Annotated in this window: 20 protein-coding genes, 2 pseudogenes and 1 riboswitch; of the genes and pseudogenes, 1 reads left to right on the plus strand and 21 read right to left on the minus strand. The window is 43.8% G+C overall.

The window, feature by feature from the left end; genetic code table 11:
• Positions 1 to 30 precede the first annotated feature (30 nt).
• The 9 genes and pseudogenes from M3205_RS11450 to M3205_RS11490 form a co-directional block, all read right to left on the minus strand.
• On the minus strand, positions 31 to 186 hold the full coding sequence (locus M3205_RS11450) for a DUF1540 domain-containing protein (protein WP_251170036.1): 156 nt from the start codon (positions 184 to 186) through the stop codon (positions 31 to 33).
• Positions 187 to 282: 96 nt separating this feature from the next.
• Positions 283 to 383 (minus strand): annotated as a pseudogene (locus M3205_RS11455) (GNAT family N-acetyltransferase); the annotation flags it as partial.
• A gap of 210 nt (positions 384 to 593) precedes the next feature.
• Positions 594 to 953, minus strand: coding sequence for a hypothetical protein (locus tag M3205_RS11460; protein ID WP_251170037.1), 360 nt, complete (start codon positions 951 to 953; stop codon positions 594 to 596).
• A 119-nt stretch (positions 954 to 1,072) separates the two neighbouring features.
• Complete coding sequence (locus tag M3205_RS11465; RefSeq protein WP_251170038.1) at positions 1,073 to 2,266, minus strand: ABC transporter permease; 1,194 nt, start codon at positions 2,264 to 2,266, stop codon at positions 1,073 to 1,075.
• Positions 2,263 to 2,955 (minus strand): ABC transporter ATP-binding protein, encoded by a 693-nt coding sequence (locus tag M3205_RS11470; protein WP_251170039.1) that lies wholly within the window; start codon positions 2,953 to 2,955, stop codon positions 2,263 to 2,265. The genes M3205_RS11465 and M3205_RS11470 overlap by 4 nt, the downstream gene beginning before the upstream one ends.
• Positions 2,952 to 4,070 carry an efflux RND transporter periplasmic adaptor subunit gene (locus M3205_RS11475; RefSeq protein ID WP_251170040.1) on the minus strand — a complete coding sequence of 373 codons (1,119 nt, stop codon included), beginning with the start codon at positions 4,068 to 4,070 and terminating at the stop codon, positions 2,952 to 2,954. The genes M3205_RS11470 and M3205_RS11475 overlap by 4 nt, the downstream gene beginning before the upstream one ends.
• Entirely contained in the window at positions 4,071 to 4,736 is a 666-nt protein-coding gene (gene yknW / locus M3205_RS11480; RefSeq protein WP_251170041.1) for a YknW family membrane protein, read from the minus strand. It abuts the gene before it with no gap.
• Between the two features lie 116 nt (positions 4,737 to 4,852).
• A complete protein-coding gene (locus M3205_RS11485; RefSeq protein ID WP_251170042.1) occupies positions 4,853 to 6,187 on the minus strand; it encodes a polysaccharide deacetylase family protein in 1,335 nt (444 codons plus the stop codon).
• A 247-nt stretch (positions 6,188 to 6,434) separates the two neighbouring features.
• Complete coding sequence (locus M3205_RS11490; RefSeq protein ID WP_251170077.1) at positions 6,435 to 7,532, minus strand: serine hydrolase; 1,098 nt, start codon at positions 7,530 to 7,532, stop codon at positions 6,435 to 6,437.
• Between the two features lie 284 nt (positions 7,533 to 7,816).
• Between M3205_RS11490 and M3205_RS25620 the strand changes: the two genes are divergently transcribed.
• Positions 7,817 to 7,948, plus strand: coding sequence for a hypothetical protein (locus M3205_RS25620; protein WP_285886263.1), 132 nt, complete (start codon positions 7,817 to 7,819; stop codon positions 7,946 to 7,948).
• A gap of 25 nt (positions 7,949 to 7,973) precedes the next feature.
• On the opposite strand, the gene M3205_RS11495 is transcribed toward M3205_RS25620, so the two are convergent.
• The 12 genes and pseudogenes from M3205_RS11495 to M3205_RS11550 all read right to left on the minus strand — a co-directional run bounded on the left by M3205_RS11495 (position 7,974) and on the right by M3205_RS11550 (position 18,583).
• Positions 7,974 to 8,333 (minus strand): hypothetical protein, encoded by a 360-nt coding sequence (locus M3205_RS11495; RefSeq protein WP_251170043.1) that lies wholly within the window; start codon positions 8,331 to 8,333, stop codon positions 7,974 to 7,976.
• Positions 8,334 to 8,880: 547 nt separating this feature from the next.
• Positions 8,881 to 9,384, minus strand: a complete 504-nt coding sequence (locus M3205_RS11500) for a VOC family protein (RefSeq protein ID WP_251170044.1) — start codon at positions 9,382 to 9,384, stop codon at positions 8,881 to 8,883.
• A 119-nt stretch (positions 9,385 to 9,503) separates the two neighbouring features.
• Positions 9,504 to 10,523: a MoeB/ThiF family adenylyltransferase gene (locus M3205_RS11505; RefSeq protein ID WP_251170045.1), complete on the minus strand. Its 1,020-nt coding sequence runs from the start codon at positions 10,521 to 10,523 to the stop codon at positions 9,504 to 9,506.
• A complete protein-coding gene (locus M3205_RS11510) occupies positions 10,520 to 11,287 on the minus strand; it encodes a thiazole synthase (protein ID WP_251170046.1) in 768 nt (255 codons plus the stop codon). The genes M3205_RS11505 and M3205_RS11510 overlap by 4 nt, the downstream gene beginning before the upstream one ends.
• Before the next feature lies 1 nt (position 11,288).
• Positions 11,289 to 11,492 (minus strand): sulfur carrier protein ThiS, encoded by a 204-nt coding sequence (thiS, locus tag M3205_RS11515; RefSeq protein ID WP_251170047.1) that lies wholly within the window; start codon positions 11,490 to 11,492, stop codon positions 11,289 to 11,291.
• Complete coding sequence (gene thiO, locus M3205_RS11520; protein ID WP_251170048.1) at positions 11,489 to 12,631, minus strand: glycine oxidase ThiO; 1,143 nt, start codon at positions 12,629 to 12,631, stop codon at positions 11,489 to 11,491. Before thiO ends, thiS begins: the two co-directional genes overlap by 4 nt.
• Complete coding sequence (locus tag M3205_RS11525) at positions 12,628 to 13,236, minus strand: thiamine phosphate synthase (RefSeq protein ID WP_251170049.1); 609 nt, start codon at positions 13,234 to 13,236, stop codon at positions 12,628 to 12,630. Before M3205_RS11525 ends, thiO begins: the two co-directional genes overlap by 4 nt.
• A pseudogene (locus M3205_RS11530) lies at positions 13,232 to 13,555 on the minus strand (phosphomethylpyrimidine synthase ThiC); the annotation flags it as partial. The gene M3205_RS11525 and the pseudogene M3205_RS11530, both read right to left, overlap by 5 nt.
• Positions 13,556 to 13,683: 128 nt before the next feature.
• Positions 13,684 to 13,798, minus strand: a riboswitch (TPP riboswitch).
• A 210-nt stretch (positions 13,799 to 14,008) separates the two neighbouring features.
• Positions 14,009 to 14,293, minus strand: coding sequence for a hypothetical protein (locus M3205_RS11535; RefSeq protein WP_251170050.1), 285 nt, complete (start codon positions 14,291 to 14,293; stop codon positions 14,009 to 14,011).
• 180 nt (positions 14,294 to 14,473) lie between these two features.
• Positions 14,474 to 15,895 (minus strand): aldehyde dehydrogenase family protein, encoded by a 1,422-nt coding sequence (locus tag M3205_RS11540; RefSeq protein ID WP_251170051.1) that lies wholly within the window; start codon positions 15,893 to 15,895, stop codon positions 14,474 to 14,476.
• Positions 15,896 to 15,931: 36 nt separating this feature from the next.
• Positions 15,932 to 17,281, minus strand: a complete 1,350-nt coding sequence (gabT, locus tag M3205_RS11545) for a 4-aminobutyrate--2-oxoglutarate transaminase (protein WP_251170052.1) — start codon at positions 17,279 to 17,281, stop codon at positions 15,932 to 15,934.
• 42 nt (positions 17,282 to 17,323) lie between these two features.
• On the minus strand, positions 17,324 to 18,583 hold the full coding sequence (locus M3205_RS11550; RefSeq protein WP_251170078.1) for a peptidase: 1,260 nt from the start codon (positions 18,581 to 18,583) through the stop codon (positions 17,324 to 17,326).
• Positions 18,584 to 18,618 lie beyond the last annotated feature (35 nt).

Below are 18,618 nucleotides of genomic sequence, written 5' to 3' on the forward strand. Positions count from 1 at the left end.
GAAGGTAACCAGATCGGTTACCCTTTTGGCTTACATTCCCGGCTCAAACGTTTTACAGTCTGTTTCTTTGCTGTTGGAAGCATGCTTGCCTTTATGGCTGACAACATAAATAGCATCTGCAGAGCACTTATTTCCCTGTTCCCAATAAGTGCAGTTATTTACTTCACAAAGAACATCTTTAGCCATATATATCACCTCCTGGCCATATTTTCTTCAAATCAGGATGGTGATATACATGGCCCTTTATTTAGCTGAATACCATTCTTCCTTCAAAATCGCATATTAATATTCATCCCACCACTCATTTCCATGTGGAATACACTTTTTGAAAAAGTCATGCCAATTTTCTCCATCACACGGTAAGACGGAGGGTTCTCGGGCTGGATTTTTTACCCCCTATTCAGCTGTGTTTTAATCCTATGTATGTTCGTTGATTTCAGCTGGATTTCCTTTAAAAAAGCTGAGCGCACAGAATTTTTTTTATCCGCACAGAAAATACAGCTATCCGCATAGAAAAAATATTATGCGCACATATTTCTCGGCTATGCGCACAAAAATTTACCCGGCAAGCTATTTAATCTGATATTCATCATTTAGGCGAATACATCTTCATCTCTATCAAGAATTGGCTGTGCATGACAGGTTACCAGCCCATTGGCAATCACTTCATCAATCCACTGGCTATCCAGAATTTCAGCAGCCTCCACAATAGGATGCCAAGCCTCATCGACCGATCTGAAGCGGACACTTTCAGCTTCCATATGATCTCTGCAAAAATCAAGAAAATCCCGCATGCCTGCTTCCACCAGGACAAACCGATCTGAATCAGCTACCACCAGGACGCCTTTTCGCTCCAAATGCTCAACCACATTTGAAAACATTCGGCAATTTTGTTCTCCATCTGTTCTAACCTCAAAGTGCAATTCCTGCACTACACAAGCATTACAGCTCATTTAAGCACATCCCATAGCATGATCGTTGGTTAGACTATATTACCAGATTAAGGATAGCCCACGTACTATAAAAACAAAAAGACCACCCCGGCCTCAGCCAAAGATAGCCTCTTAAAAAATCATTCATACCGCAAAGATTCAATCGGACTCAGCCTTGAGGCTTTATTAGCCGGAAGCAGTCCAAATATAATGCCGATCGCCATTGAGAAGAATAGGGCTCCTGCCACGACCTGCCACGAAATGAGCGATGGCCAGCCCGCAAAGAATGAAATGAGAGTCGCCGAGCCCCAGCCCAGCAGGATCCCCAGCAATCCGCCAATTAAGGTCAGGGTCACAGATTCGATTAGAAACTGTCCCATGATTTGTCCCCTGGTCGCTCCGAGAGCTTTACGGATGCCGATTTCCCTCGTTCGTTCTGTTACAGAGACGAGCATGATATTCATGACGCCAATTCCGCCGACAAACAGCGAGATGCCTGCAATACTCCCGATGATTAACGTCATGACCTTTGTTATCTGGCCGATCCCTTCTGCCATTTCTTCCATGTTGATGACCATATAAGATTCTTCTGTATTGTGCATCTTGTTAAGTAAGCTGGCAGCCTTCTTTCCAGCTGTCTGAAGCTGATCAGCGGAATCTGCCTGAAGCGTCACCTGGGTAAAGTCACTCTTCCCATAAATAGTCTGCCATGTTTTCGTAGGCACATAGATCTCCATAACACCGAATGAAAAGAGCCCTGTCGGCTTTTCCATGACGCCAATAATCTCAATCGGCTGGTTTCCAATTCGGATCACTTCACCAATCGGTGACTTGCCGTCAAAGAACTCCTCCTGCATGGAAAAGCTGACAAGTCCCACCCTGCGTCCGCCAAGGAAATCGGCAGCCGTGAAGGATCGCCCTTTTTCCAGGTTCACATTGTTCAGCTCAAAATATGCAGGACCTACTCCTGTCGTTGAAGTCTCTGCAGTCTCTTCTCCATATGAAGCCTGTGAAAACTGTGAGCTTGAAGCAACTACCCGTTTAACCTCTGGAATCTGCTCCAGTGCTTTGATATCTTCACTGTCAAAAGGAGCTTCATTAAATATGTTCGGATTTGCCTGAATCTCCTCTTCAGAAGGCTGATAAAATAATTCCACTGTATTGCCCGGGCCTGTCAGCTGCGTCTTCAGCATCGCTTCCCCACCCTGGCCGATGGCAACTACAATGATGACCGCCCCAACACCAATAATGATTCCGATCATGGTTAATATAGATCTCATTTTATGCGCCTTCAATGAGCTGAGGGCCATTTTGATATTTTCTAAAAAGCTCATACAGGCGCCCCCCTCCGGGAAGGTTCTGCGTTCACGATCATCCCGTCCCTCACCATAATCGTATGATGAGCATATTCTGCTATTTCAGGTTCATGTGTTACCATTACAACCGTTGCTCCTTCATGGTTCAGCTCACTGAACAGCTCCATAATGGAGGCGCTTGTTTTCGTATCGAGGGCACCTGTTGGTTCATCCGCCAAGATGATTTTCGGCTCATTCACAATCGCCCGGGCGATGGCAACCCGCTGCTTTTGACCTCCTGATAAGGCATTGGGCAGATGGTCCATCCGCTCAGCCAGACCCACTTTAACCAGCGCTGCTTCTGCCCGTTCCAATCGTTCCTTTTTGGAAAGGCCGCTGTAAATCATCGGAAGCTCCACATTTTGAATAGCCGTCAGCCTCGGAAGCAGATGAAACTGCTGAAACACAAACCCAATCGACTGATTTCTGACCTTAGCCATCTCTGCTTCCGAGTAATGGGATATATTCTCCCCATCCAGTTCATATATTCCTTTTGTCGGCAGATCAAGGCATCCAATAATATTCATAAGTGTGGATTTGCCCGATCCGGATGGTCCCATAATGGCTACAGAGTCACCTTGCTCAATGCTTAGGTTAATTCCTTTTAATACTTCAATGCTTTCTTTTCCAGCCTGATAGGACTTGGTTATGCCTCTTAAGCTGATCATTCCGCATCCACTTCCACGCCGTCCTTCAGCTGATCTGATGGATTCGTAATGATTAGATCCTTCTCTTCAAGTCCGCCTGTTATCTCGATTTTATCTCCGGAAGCAACACCAGTTTCCACTTCCTGTTTGTAGCTTTTCTGATCCCTGACCACGAATACATATACACTGCTGTCTCCCGTTATCACTGCGTTTGCAGGAACAGTGAGTGCCTTCTTTTTATCCGTCTCGATTTCCATTATGAGCTGAAAACCTGGTTTCAAGGACATCTCCTTCACCGAAGTCTCCACCCGATACTGCGGCGCACTATTTTCGGCAGGGTTTATTGCCTGATTCTCTTCAGGCATGTCAGCCACTTCGCTGACTTCACCCTTCCATTCCTCTCCAGGAACTGCATCGGAACGGAGGGTCACTTTCTGCCCCTCTTTGACCTTCAATGAATCGAATTCTGAAAGAAGACCCGATGCTAAAGTTGCTCTCAGATCTCCAATATAAATGACTGGCTTTCCTGCTGATGATGGGTCGGATGACGCTGCTTTATTAACCTGGAGCACCACACCATCCATCGTACTCTTAACCTCTAATTCTTCCAGGCGCTTTTCAATATCCTTCTTCTGCAGAAGCACCTGGCTTAATTCCAGATTCGCCAATCTCTTTTCCAGCTTTAGCTGATCTCTTTCAGGCTGTATCTGTTTTTCAGCTTCTTTTTTTCCAGCCTGTTTGCGCAGTTCCTTTTCCTTTTCACCCAGCTCACCTTCCTGTTTTTCCAGCTGATTGATTTTTAGATAACTTGATTCAGCCTGGAGTTTAACCTTTTCCAGTTCAAGGGCTAAAGTCTGCTCATCATACCTGGCCAGAACCTCTCCTTTTTTGACTGAATCCCCCACATCCACAAGAAATTCCTTTATTTCGCCTTTTTCGGGAGAAGCATATATCTTCTGTTCATTCACCAGCTTCACAGTTCCGGGTATCATTATCTGTTCTGTTATTTCTTCCTGCACCGGATGGGCGGTATTTACTTCAGGTCCTTTCGCGAATGCCTGCCTGTAGATGCTCACTCCAGCCATCAGTAAAACCAAAGCCGTCACTCCGATGGCAATCCAAACCTTCTTCTTCATTTAAACACCAGTCATTCCTGAGAGCGTAGTGCTGAGTAAGGTAAATAGAATGCCAATAATGAAGAACCCAATCGCAATTCCCCAAGCCCAGCCTTTTGATAATCCTGCCACCCGATGAAGTCCTATCGCCGTGATAACGGTCTGCCAAATGCTGAATAATTCAAAAGAACCTAAGACTCCTGGCTTCTCGCTATTTATCAGACCTGCTAAGCTGGTAATAAAAATATCCGGATTTCCGCCGATTGCAGCTCTCAATGCCATGTTAAGGATAAGTCCCAAACCGCCAATCACAATAATATAGACATTCATAGAGAATAGCTGTTTAAACGTCGCATCAGATCCAGCAATCTTTGTGAAAATCATATAGATAGCACTGGAAATCAGCGCCACAAATACCGGAGTGAAAATACCTGTAATTGCAACTCCGGCTCTGGCAAACATCATCACCATTTCGGCTTCTGCACCACTCATCCCTTCGAGGTCCAGATATGAAGCATCCATCGACATTGCCAATAAAACAGTGCCGATTGCATAAATAATACTCACCAATATGAGCGGCACCCAAATCTTCGGATTCTGGCGGATCCGGTCAAACTGCTCCCCCGGACTCCATATCATCCCTAGTAAACTAGGCTTTTCACTGCTCGTTTTTACTACCTCTTCCATATAGAACACTCCTATTCTAGTTAAAAATAATTCCTCTATGCATTACGGAATCATATAGAAAAGGTTTCAAAAATTTACATTTTCATCCTAATAATATGGGGCGGTTCTCATGTTCTTCATTGTAAAAGCTTATTCGCACCTGGCCGGGAAGGATCAAAAACTCGTTCAACATCAAAAAAATCTTTTAATACCTCACTTTGTCCAGTTAACGCTGCACGCATACGGATCCCGTCTAAATTTATGCGTGCTTGCCTGAAGTAATCCGGTCCTATTTGAGACCAAGAAGTGCTTGATGCATCAACATTGGCATAATAAGCAAAACCCATGCTTTTCAATAAATCATATTTTGCACCTGAATACCGGTGCCAGTCCCCAATATCGCTGCCAAACGCGAAAATAATGGTGTTTACAGGTCCTGTAATCGGTTCAACCTCTCGCTTCCATTTAAGCAGATCTCTTTCTAAATGTTCTATAGATACCTTCCCTGCATCAAGGTGTCCCCACGTATGTGAAGCAAACGTCCACCCCTTCTGCTTCATTACATTTGCTACTTTTTTCGCCTGCTGCTGATCTTTTTTAATGTTTGGATTAGGTTTTTCACTATTCGGGCCATAGGAGCTCTCCGAAGTGCGATATCCCAATACCCCGTTATATCCGGTTAATGCAATAATTCCTTTTGATCCCTTATAGGAAAAATCCGGGTGCTGCTCAACAAAGTCATCCACGATGGGAACCAGGTCATACGATCCATGAATGGCTTCTCCTTTGTCATTTAGATAAGTATTTGTGATATTTCCATTAGCATCAATCGTTAAATTTTTGGGGAATCCGTCTCCCATCATATACTCATAATAACTGACATCATCCTGGGACAGCACCAATGGTTTTTTATCAGGAGGCAATAAAATATCCTGATAAACCATTTCCCCCTCTGAATTGGTTTTTGCAATATCCTCAAGATTTACAAGGATATATCCTCTTTTGTATAATTCGTTTAAGATTTTTTTACATTCATCAATAGTTACCATGTAATCCTGATAGCCTTGAGTCATACTGTCACCATCAAATGCCTTAGAAGCATCTGCAATCAATGAGTGGAAAAATAAATGAGGAATCTTGCTGTTATCATGCCATTTGACGAGATGATTTCTTTGTTTTTCATAATCATCTAAAGCTCTCTGTATGTCTTTATCACCAGAAATACCTGCTTGCTTTAATAATGTAATAGCTTTTTCGTAATCGTATTGTTGGGATGAAACCTTAGCCTCGGCTAACAGCTTTTCTTTCTCTTCCCTGGTCTTGCTGGGGATGGCCCTTTTTTCAAGGCCGCTTTCCTGACTGGAGTGATAGGTTACCAACGCGGCTGTGTCTGCTGATAATTTTAAGCCCTGACAGCCTGCCATAATAAAGAGACTGAGCATAGCCCCTATCAAAGCAAAATTCTTTCTCATTTTAAGGCACTCCTTTGTGATTGATAAGTGTATTTTCTTCGTATAAGAGGGTGCCGCTAAGTTTGTGGAGTTAAAAAAACCCTCTCGTTTATTAGACGAGAGACCTTCTTTTTTTGTTTCTGTATTTATAAAACCAGGAAATTTCTCCCCTAATATCATACCTGCACAGCTATTGAACGAATTCTCTTTTCATACTTCCTATGTAAAAAAACATTCGCTATTAACAACGAATGCTTTTTCTAAGATTTTAATTCAGCTTCTCCCTTACAGAGTTGCGGAATTTGCTATTTGTCAGAAATTCCAGCTGGAAACTGTTCATATTCCTTGAAAGTACCTTAAATTCAGCATTATTTAAATCATTTGCAAAAAATGCCATCTCGGTGCGGTTGCCCTCTTTATCAGTTGCATACATGCTGATAGTGAAAACAAAGGCTGTTGATCCGCCCTTTTGCCCTGCATGCCGAAGCCATTCCCGATTGCTGGGATTTTTCATCAGCTGCTCCAAAACCGGGTCCAAATAAGAATGGACTTCTTTTGAAAGGGAGTTTTTACTGTTCAATTGCCTCATAAGATCTGCATAATCGCCAGCTGAAGCCCGCGGAAGCCTGTCGGACCAGATTCTTTGAAAGTCCATATCAAGAACCTTTACTGCTTTCGCCTTCTCCCTCTCATTAGGAGGCTGGCTTTCCCATTTTTGATGGATCTCTATAGCCCTAGTTCGATACTCCTCCAAAGTCATGCCCTTCAATTCATTAAGTGCCTCTTCTTTTGTGAATCCCTCCTCCTCCATCAGCTCCATCGGGATATAAAGGGCACTGACAATCGGATACATCTTTTCATGACTGGGAAGCTTAAGTTCGTCTGCAAGTTCATTTACATTTTCAATTCCCAGGACATTCAGCAGGAAATCTGTATTTGCATTCGAGCTATACGCAATCATTCCATTTGCCACTTCGCTTAGTGGGACACTCTCCGCCTCTTCTGAAAGACTATCAATCCAAGCCTGATGCGCTCCGCCATCTGTTTTAGGAACATAGTATGTTTCCAGGGTCTTTAAATCGACTTTTTCTTTGGGGTCTATTTTTCCTGACTCTGCCTGGCGTGCATATTCAATGGCCACAATAATTTTAACTGTGCTGGCTAAAGGAAGCGGAACATCCTCATTGATATTGACCCAGTCTTCATCATTATGCCGAATAACCAAAGCCATATTCTCTGTGTTCTTGTGTTCCTGAACATATCCGATAATCGACTCAGGATCACCGCTGCTTTTCCCCTTTAGATACACAAATATGGCCAAAGCTGCTGCCAGAATAAGAACGATTATGACGATTATCCTAAACATCTTCAAAAAAGAAACACTCCCTGATTACGCTTTACTTTTAAATACGATAAGCAATCATGAAAGTTTCATTATTTTGGAAAAAACAAATGAATTTTTAATTCCGGCTCTTAAACACAGATTTTGCTTGTAGATTGGGATCTATAGCAAATTCAATCAAACGTTTGATTGAACAAAAAAGTCTATTTTAGTTAATGTTAAAAACATAATCACAGGGCATAGCCTCATAAAAAGGATGCAAACTAAAAACGCAGATAATTTCATGGGTTTTAAGGAGGTGAAATATCATGGAAAAGAATAAGAAAAGCCGTTCAGAACATAAAAATAATGCACTTCCGAAAGATCCGGAATTCATGGATGACAGAGAGAATGGTCTCGAAAGAATCGCTTTAAAAGCCCAAAGAGACCATACTAAGTAAGCCATACGGGACAGTTAAACTGTCCCTATTTCCTCCTATCCTGTCGGCCAAAATGCATGTGGAATACTTTTTGCGGGGTAATATCCTCTTCTATATTGTCTATGAATGGCTTCTTAACCTCATCCATAAGGAGCCTCTCCAGTTCTATGAGCCTTTTAGGTCCGAATCCTGTTAATTTTTCGATGATAATCACCTTAAACACTTCATATTGCTTATACATTCGAATGCTTCCATAACCAGTTCTTTTCGTTTTTCCTATGGTAAAATCAAATTCATATTTCTGTTCAATATAGGAGGAAACCTCTGGAAGTCCCAAGTTCTCGTATAAAGACGGAAATTGATGATGGACAGGAGGATCGGTAAACCGTATGGAATCAATGTGCATAACCCCTCTCCTCTCAGTGTTTACATTAATTATCTCCCATTAGGAGCGGATTAACGCGGGATTATTTTTCCCGGCATGGGCTGATAAACTTCATGTGATTCAAGTTGAAACAAAGGAGTTTTTAATATGATCAATAAATTTGGCAAAGTCACAGTATACGTTGAGAACAGGAGCAGGCAAAAGACTTTTGGCTGAATAAAATGGGGTTTGTGCTCAAGTTCGAGCCGCCTATGGGCCCAAATACATCCTGGATTGAAGTTGGACCAAGCGATGATGAGATTACGACTCTGGTACTTTATTGAAAGGCTGCGATGGAACAGCAAAACCCGTCTGCTGTTGCCCACCAATCCATCCTATTCAGCACAAATGCTATTGAAGCTGCCTATGAACAAATGAAACAGAATGGCGTGGAAGTTGAGATATGCTAAATATGCCTTTTGGAACCATGTTTCCGTTTAAAGACCAGGATGGGAATAGCTACTTATTTAGAGAGGATAAGTAATTACTAAAAGGCCAGTCTTTGAAATGGTAGAGGACAGGTCTTTTTTTAGCCTTCAAATGCTTTCTTTAAAGTCTCCAAATCAATCTTAGATTCCATTTGAAGCAATGCCTTCATTACCCTCTCGCTTTTTTCAGAATCAGGGCTGCTGATCATTTCCCCTAACTCTGCAGGTACAACCTGCCAGGAAACACCAAACCTATCTTTAAGCCAGCCGCAATTCTGTGCCTTCTCGTCCCCGCCTTCACTGAGCTTTTCCCAATAGTAGTCAATTTCTTCTTGATTCTCACAATTGACAATTAAAGAAATAGCCTCATTAAACTTAAATTGTTGCCCGCCATTCAGTGCAGCAAACTCCTGTCCCTCCAGCTGAAACTTCACTGTCATAACCTTTCCCTCTGTCACGCCGCTATGTTCGTGCCTTTCATTTCCATAGCGGGTAATCTGGATGACAGCTGAGTTCTTAAAAATCGAAGTATAAAAGTTTGCCGCCTCTTCAGCTTCTGTGTTGAACCATAAATTTGGGGTGATTTTTTGGATTTTATGTTCCATGCTATCAACTCCTGCTTATATATTGTCCTCTCTTCCATTTTAGCCTATTTTTCATTTTTATATTGATGAATTCCTATTAATCAATAAAGCCTGCCGCGCTCAGCGGCAGGCACAGCTCTTTATCCCAGAAAACGATGATACAGGTTCTTTGCCTGCAGAATGTCATTTACCCCGTGCACCAGCACTCTTCCATCCTTAAATACAACCACTCTGGCTTCATCAACCGAAAATGAGAGTAAATAGGGGTTTTCCTCTATACTTATTCCTTGAGCTGCCAGGGATTTTTCCAAATACGCAACATCTACAGCGTGGAGGGCTGACGGCCGGATTTGAACGGTATCCCTTCCGCAAAGCAGAGCTGTTTTTGTCTGGTTTCTATAGTCCAGGAATGGATAAACTGGATCCGTGCCGCATGATTCACACTGCGGATTCTTTAAGGAAGAAACTTTAACAGAACTGAATTGATTTCTCCATATATCAAAAGAAACAAGTGTCCCGCGTAAGGAATCAAAGTCTTCTGCCAATATCTTTAATGCTTCAGCTGACTGTTGAGCCGCAACCATTTGAATCGCTGGCTGAATCACACCAGCGATATCGCAAGTGGCTCCTCCCAATGGCAATTTGTCCATCAGGCAATGCAGGCAGGGTGACTCCCCAGGGAGAATGGTATAGCTTAAACCATAGCTCCCCACACAGCCGCCATATATCCAGGGGATCCGGAATTTTTGAGAAATATCATTGATCAGGAAGCGAATGTCAAAATTATCTGTTGAGTCAATGATTAAATCAACACCTTTTATCAGCTCTTCCAGTTCCTGTATACCTACATCCATAATGCGCGGGTTAATTTTCACCTCTGAATTGATGGATTTCAGGCGTTTAGCTGCTGCGATCGCTTTGGGCACTTTTCGGATTGCATCTTCTTCACAATATAGCTGCTGGCGCTGCAGGTTACTCCACTCCACATAATCCCGATCGGCAATGGTTAATTGGCCGATGCCTGCCCTGGTGAGCGTTTCTGCATTTGTCGCCCCTAACGCACCAGCTCCTATAATCAAGGCGTGTTTTTTCATTAGCTTTAGCTGTCCGTCTTTACCAATCGGAGTAAATAACATTTGGCGGGAGTATCGTTCCTTCAACTAAAGACCGTTCCTTCCTCCGGACTGCTTGCTGTTGCATAACGTTTTTTGGGCATCCGTCCTGCTTCATATCCCAGCCTGCCTGCTTCAATAGCGAGTTTCATAGCTTTTGCCATTTTGACAGGATCATCTGCAGAGGAGACAGCCGTATTTAATAACACTCCATCTGCCCCCAGCTCCATTGCCAATGCCGCATCTGCCGGGCTCCCAATTCCAGCATCCACAATAATCGGCACAGCAGCCTGCTCTGTAATAAATTGAAGATTATTAGGATTAATAATTCCCTGCCCTGACCCGATTGGCGAAGCACATGGCATAACCGCATGACAGCCTAGTTCTTCAAGCTTTCGGGCAAGGACGACATCATCAGAAGTATAGGGAAGAACGATAAATCCCTCATCTAATAGTATCTCCGCTGCTCTTATGGTTTCGATTGGATCTGGAAGAAGTGTTTTGCTGCATCCAATCACCTCAACCTTAATCATGTCACAGAGCCCCGAAGCTCTGGATAACCTTGCTATTCGCACAGCCTCCTCAGCCGTACTCGCCCCTGCCGTATTAGGGAGTAATTTATATTTCTTTAAATCCAGCTTTTCTAAAAAGTTGGGCTGATTTGCTTCAAAAATGTTCATACGGCGTACGGCAAACGTAAGCACTTCTGTTTCTGAAGCTTCTACAGCTTCCTTTTGCACATCAAAGTTTGGATATTTTCCGGTTCCAAGCAGCAGCCGGGAGCTAAATTCATATGGTCCAATTTTCAACAAATCATCCGCCTCCTACAAAATGTACAATTTCGATTCGATCTCCATCTGACAAAATCGTTTCAGCATACACGGATTTGTCCAAAATATGCTGGTTTATCTCGACAATCACTACCTTTTTCTCCAGCTGAAAGTGTTGAAGCAAAAGGGAAACTGAGTGAACTAACTTCGGCAGCTCCACAGCATTACCATTAATGACGATATTCACATAACCACCCCTTTCGATGAATGGCCTATATATTCAACGCGGGACAACACAAACGGGTTAGGCCGCTCCGCCCTGCCTTCAAGGATGTCTGCCATCAGCTCTCCTGTTGCCGGAGCAAGGAGGATCCCATTGCGGAAATGTCCCGCTGCGATATATAACCCGTCAATGGCTGGATGCTGTCCCAAAAAAGGTTTCCCATCAGCCGATTGCGGGCGAATTCCTGTCCATGCTCGTTCCCATTCTGCATTCGCAATATCCGGGACCAGATTTTGAGCCCTTTCCATCAGCAGAGATATACCCTCAACAGTCACCTTTTCATCAAATGAATGGGGCTTAACTGTCGCCCCAACTACCAGTCTCCCATTTTGCTTCGGGACGATATAACATCCATGGGAAAAGATCGTCCCCTGTACAAGAGGCTTTTCAACCTTGACCGAGAAACACTCACCTTTAACCGGAATAATGGGCAGCACAATGCCCGTTTTTTCAAGAATCTCCCTGCTCCAAGCACCGGAAGCAACGATAACGGAATCTGCCAGAAACTCTCCCTGGCTGGTTCTGACCCCATACACCCTTTCATCATTTAAAATAAAATCTGTCACATGGGTATATTCATAAATTTCTGCTCCGAGAGCCATAGAAGCTTTTGCAAAGGCAAGGGACAATTCATATGCCTGTACCTGTCCATCATTCGGTATATACATCGCCCCCCTTAATTTTGCTGATACGAATGGTTCACGTTTAACCAGATCATCCATCGAAAGCCATTCTGCCACCTCACCCGCTTTTTGCTGGCTTTCTATTAACCTTTTGTAACTCACCTCTTCTTCTATATTAGCTGCCACTTTATATACACCCTTATTTTGATAGCCAATATGCACTTGTGATAAGTCTTCCAGTTCAGGAATCAGACTCCGGTACATGGAGCGGCTTTTGCATGCGAGCTGGAACAGCGGGCCGTCTTCGGTCAATTCCGTTTGCACTCCTAAAATTCCAGCAGCCGCCCCTGAGGCCTTGCCGGCTATTTTCCCTTTATCCAAAACAGCCACTTTATACCCTCTTTTTGCCAGTTGAAAAGCAATAGAGCTGCCATTAATGCCTCCGCCGGCTATAACGGCATCAAACTTTTTCCTCATCATATCCCCTCCTCATTTAACATTTTTGAAAAGAGCTTTGCTGCCTCTGAAGGCTCCTTTGCCTGCAATATCCCTGACATGATAGCAATGCCGTCGGCCCCTGCCTGCAGTACTTCCGGTACGTTCTCTGGTTTAATGCCTCCAATTGCCAAAACCGGAATGTCCACTGCCTTTTTTAGATTCTCCAAAGACCCCGTCCCCCTTGGCGGGACTCCCTTCTTGGAGTCTGTTTCAAATATGTGCCCATACAGGACATAATCAGCACCTTGCTTGGCAGCCTCTTCAGCAGTCTCCAATGAATGTACAGAACAGCCAACAGGTAAATCCGGAAAACTCGTTTTTACAATATCAGCCGGCAGACTGTGATAAGCAAGATGCACACCTGCTTTCAGTGCCCAGGCAACATCTGCACGATCATTTATTATGATCTTTTTAACAGGAACACCCTTTTTAAGAAGGAGCTCGGCTGCTTCATATAGCTCCCTTGAGGTTCGATGTTTTTCCCTTAAGTGAAAGCGATCCGTAAAGGGTTCCAGTTTAGCTGCCAATTCAGCGAAGGCTTTTGGAGTCAGCTTTCCATCAGAAATAACGTGCAGCTGTTTTTTCATAGCGGAATCCGTTATCCTCGGGCTTAATCTCCCGACCATCATACTCTTCAACACCCCCGCGTTCCTGAATCCACCGGTTTATCAGAGCGGGAAGCCCAGTTTTTAGATCTGCCGAGTATTGAGGATCTGTATAAGGACCGCTCGTATCATAAACGCGAACCGGCTCATTTATTTGCTGGCCAAAACTTCCGGTGGTGGGACTTAATTCTATCTCCCGCATCGGAACCTTGATATCCGGTCTAGATCCTTCCACATAGATTTTTTTGTTGCCAGCAAAGCTCGACATAATAGAAATGCTTTCCTGATTTAAAGCAGTCATTGATCATCTCTCCTTTATTAAAAAATATAAGGACGAGACCTGGAACCGAGGTAGTGCAACATATGTAAAAAAGCCGGTCCACATAATGATGGACCGGCTTAACCGCAGATGTCTTTGCACAAAGAAACCTTTGCACATTCTAACTTCCCCACGCTGGTATAATCCAGATCAGGTCCAAAGAGTCAAGAAACTTTAGCGCGTTTCTTTCTCAGCCCAAGCTATTGGGCACCCCTAGTTATTGCTATTTAATTCTATTGTAGTATACATAATTCTGAAAACAAATAAAAGGGATTTCTATAATGAGTAGGAAAAAGCTTCTGCTTTTTCCCGCTAGATCACTTGTATTCCTGCAGCTGAATACTCCACGGCTTAGACATTCAAATTCTTGAAAAAACATACAAAAACGCCTGCCATTAGCAGACGTTTTCTCCATTTTTTAGATATGTTTCTTCATTAGTTCTCTTCAGAACCTCCATCGTTCATATCCATATCACTTTCATCCATGTTCTCTTCATCCTGTGGTGATTCTTCATTCATGCCAGGCTCCTCCATATCAGACTCCTCTGATGTTCCGGGATCCTGCATTTCACCATCACCATTATTGTTTTCTTCCATTTGATTATCTTCCATTTCCACATCTTCCGTTTCCGGCGGGGGCTCCTGTTCATCTGCTCCGCACCCTGCCAACAATAATCCTGCACCCAATGGGACTGAAAGTAAAAGCTTCTTATACTTCATATGTTGTCATCTCCTTTGGCAGTATTATGTTTCTTTAATAGTTTCATTCCCTGATTCTCTTTATATAAACATAATCTGCCGTTGACTTGGAATTTCTATTTTAGTCCCAACTTTAATAGTTCCTAATTTAAAAGACCCTTGCCCACATTTGAATGAAATAGCTGCGAGCAGGGTCTTTCTTTATTTTTTAATCACCACAAGCTTTAGTTCAGTCATTTCTTCAATCGCGTACTTTACACCTTCTCTGCCTATGCCGCTTTCTTTAACACCTCCGTATGGCATATGGTCGACACGGTATGTAGGAATATCATTGATGATAACTCCGCCTACTTCCAGCCGATCCGCAGCCTCCATTGCAGAATGGATATCATTTGTATAAATTCCGGCCTGTAACCCATACCTCGAATCATTAACTAATTCAATTGCTTCAGCGACAGAAGAAATCTTATTTATCACAGCAACTGGCGCAAATGCTTCCTGGCAGGAAACTTTGCTTTCAGCCTTAACATTGATCAAAACAGTTGGATGCAGTATATTTCCTTCCCTTTCGCCTCCGCATAAAACTTCAGCGCCATGTTCCTTCGCCTCTTCTATCCAATCAAGTGAACGGTCCACATCCCCAGGCGAAATAAGAGCTGAAATATCGGTATCTGCTTTTAGAGGATCCCCCAGTTTTAACGCTTTTGTTTTCTCTGCAAATTTTTCTATAAACCCCTCATACAGATCTTCGTGAACATACATCCTCTGTAATGAGATGCACACCTGGCCGGCATTTGAAAACGCTCCGCCAACTGCCCGCTCAATAATCGGATCAATATCCACGTTTTTATCTACTATAAGCGCTGAGTTAGATCCCAGTTCTAGCGTCACCTTTTTCAGTCCTGCTTTGCTGCGGATACCTATTCCAACCTTCGGGCTTCCAGTAAACGTGATTTTTTTCACACGATCATCTTTTACAAGCTGGCTGCCGACAGTGCTTCCGCATCCGCTGATAATGTTGAGGGCGCCACCCGGAAGCCCCGCTTTTTCCAGAAGCTCACCGACAAAATAGGCACTTAATGGTGTCTGCGAGGCAGGCTTCAGCACGATGGTGTTGCCTGCAGCAATGGCCGGCCCTACCTTATGTGCCACCAGATTCATCGGGAAATTAAAAGGGGTAATTGCTGCAACAATCCCAATTGGCTTCCGGACTGTATAGGCAATTCGATCCTCCCCCCCTGGAACGGCATCCATCGGGATAGTCTCTCCATGAATTCTCCTTGCCTCTTCAGCAGCAAGCTTATAGGTCATGATCGTGCGGGCCACTTCTCCTTTTGCGGTTGAAATGGGTTTTGAGGACTCAAGGGCAATTATTTCTGCACACTTCTCCTCATTTTCTTTTAGCAAGAACACCAGGTTTTCCAGTATGGCTGCACGTTCGAAAGCGGGCATTCCTGCCATCTCTTCGCGTGCTCCCTCAGCAGCCTGGAGCGCCTTTTCAATCTCTTCTTGATCAGCTGCCGCAACCTCAGCTATTTGCTCCCCGGAATACGGGGAGTATAAAGGCTTATATTCTTTAGCTTCTACAGACTTCCCGCCGATAAAAAGGTGCTGTCTTTTCATATTACCCTCCCTTTCTACACTTCAATTTCCCGGCTTTTAACCAAGGCAAAGCTCTAAAATAATTTCTTCAATAACATCCAGGCCTTCAATTAACTGCTCATCAGTGATGACAAGAGGGCTTAAAATCCGTAAAACATTACCATAAAGCCCTGCACTCATTACGATAACACCACGTCTATTTGCTTCCTGTATTATTTTTGCAGTCAATTCTTTATCAGGTTCTTTTGTATCCGGGTCTTTAACAAGCTCCACGGATGTCATTGCTCCCAATGTACGGATATCCCCAATAGCAGGGACTTTCTCCTGAAGGTCTGAAAACCTTTGTACGATTCTTTCTCCGATGTGAATGGCCCTTTCCGGCAGCTTTTCTTCTTCCATCATTTTAATTACTTCAAGTGCAGCCACACAACCTAGCGGGCTTCCTCCGTAGGTTCCGCCAATCTCCCCTGGATTTGGTGCATCCATTATCTCAGAACGCCCGGTTACGGCACTGATTGGGAGGCCGGCTGCAATGGATTTAGACATAGTCATGATGTCCGGTATCACATCAAAATGCTCCATGGCGAACATCTTTCCAGTCCTTCCGAAACCTGTTTGGACTTCATCCGCTATAAAAAGGATGCCGTTTTCCGCGCAAATCCTTTTCACTTCCTGGATAAAGCGCTTGGATGGAATAACAAAACCGCCTTCGCCCTGCACGGGCTCCATAATCACAGCAGCAATCTCCTCAGCAGGGACCTCCCTTAAAAAGAAATCTGAAAACTGATTAATGATCTCTTGGTCGACATCCTCGGAAGTCCACCCCTTTGGAGCACGATAATAATAAGGATAGGGCATTTTATATGTATCAGGAGCAAATGGCCCAAACCCCAATTTGTATGGCTTAACCTTGCTGGTTAGTGACATCGCCATATAGGTTCTTCCATGGAATCCTCGTTCAAATGAAATAATGCCTTTTCTGCCTGTATATTTGCGGGCAATTTTTATGGCATTCTCCACCGCTTCAGCCCCGCTGTTCAAAAAGAAGGTCTTTTTGCTATGTTTCCCCGGCGTGATTTCATTCAGTTTTTCAGCCAAAGCCACATATGGCTCATACATCATGACATGGAAGCATGGATGAATATATTTATCCATTTGTTCCTTTAGCGCCTCCACTACTCTTGGCGGGCAATGGCCTGCGTTAAGAGAGCCAATGGCACCTGCAAAATCTATGAATGTATTGCCATCTATGTCTGTTATTAATGCGCCCTCAGCTTTTTCGGCAAAAGAAGGCACAGTATTAAATGGTCCTCGGGGTACTTCCTTCTCTCTTCTGAGCAAAAGTTCAGATGCTTTCGGACCAGGAATCGGAGTTTTAAGGTTAATAGATTTCATTTTTAATGTCATTGGGATATCCTCCGTCTCTTCTTCTGTCTATTTTTATTTCTTTTACACTTCCGTCCCACACCAGTCAATTAGTGTCATAGCAATGATTTCAGCAGCTTCAAAGACCTTATCAAGGTGGATATACTCATTTGGGAAATGCGCCACTTCTGTTACACCAGGGCCAAACACAATAGCCGGAGTAGTCCCCACCTCAGTCAAAAGACCACCGTCTGTACCCCAAGGAGAAGCTTCCACTGCCGGGTCTTCATCTTTTACATTTCTGAAATTCCTGACAAGTGTGTTCATTAATTCGTGTCCCACATCAATTGAACCTGGAAGCCAGCGTGCACCAAACCATTCAAGCTCAGGAGGATGTTCCTTGAACCAGTCATCCTTTTCTACTAAACTCTTTATCCAATCTTCCATTTCTTTCTTAGCCTGTTTAATCGTCTCCTCTGGTGAAACCCCCATCCGCCCTTCGATCTTCACCAGATCTGCTACAGATGATGGCCAATCTCCGCCTTCAATCCGGCCCACATTAATAGGGATTGGAATTGGAATATTTTTATAAAGGGGGTCAGATACCCGTTCGTTTCTCTTTTTTTCCAATTGACTGATATGATTCAGTACAATGGTGCTTTTATCGATTGCACTTACCCCTTCATAGCGTGTTCCGCCATGTGCTGAACGTCCTTTAATATGAATGCGGAACCACATCGACCCTTGCTGCTTCGGAAAGATTTTCATATTGGTAGGCTCCGGAATAATGGCAGCATCCGCTTTATAGCCTTTTAAAATTCCAGCAAGCGTTCCAGCGCCGCCGCTCTCCTCCTCAATAACACTCTGGAAAATGACATCCCCTTTTAAGCGGACACCCAGAGAATTCAAGGATTGCATCGCCAAGATTAGCGAAACATTCCCTCCCTTCATGTCCGTAACTCCCCGCCCATACATCTTGCCGTCCATTATTTTTCCGCTGTATGGATCGTCATTCCATTGATCCCTGTCTCCCTCTGGCACAACATCAATATGGCCATTCAGAATAATGGAACGCCCTCCTCCTGTTCCTTTTAATACACCAACCACATTAGGACTGCCTTCAAACTGGCTGCGTGAAGAAGCGAAATATGGGTTCTTAACAAGTTCACTGCCATCAGGCTCCCAGACATCCACCTTGATGCCTATTTTTTCCAGTTCTTCTGCCACAACCTTTTGTGCCTCACGCTCCTTCCCCTGTGTACTGTCCAACTGAACCAGCTTCTGTAGTAACTTAGTTCCCTGTTCACGATTATTATCAAGCCATTGATGAATTTGTTCTTTCATTGAAACGATCGCTTCAGTCACTCCTTCTCACTCCT

Origin of the sequence: Cytobacillus firmus, assembly GCF_023715565.1 — a bacterium.
GTDB classification, from domain to species: domain Bacteria; phylum Bacillota; class Bacilli; order Bacillales; family Cytobacillaceae; genus Cytobacillus; species Cytobacillus firmus_C.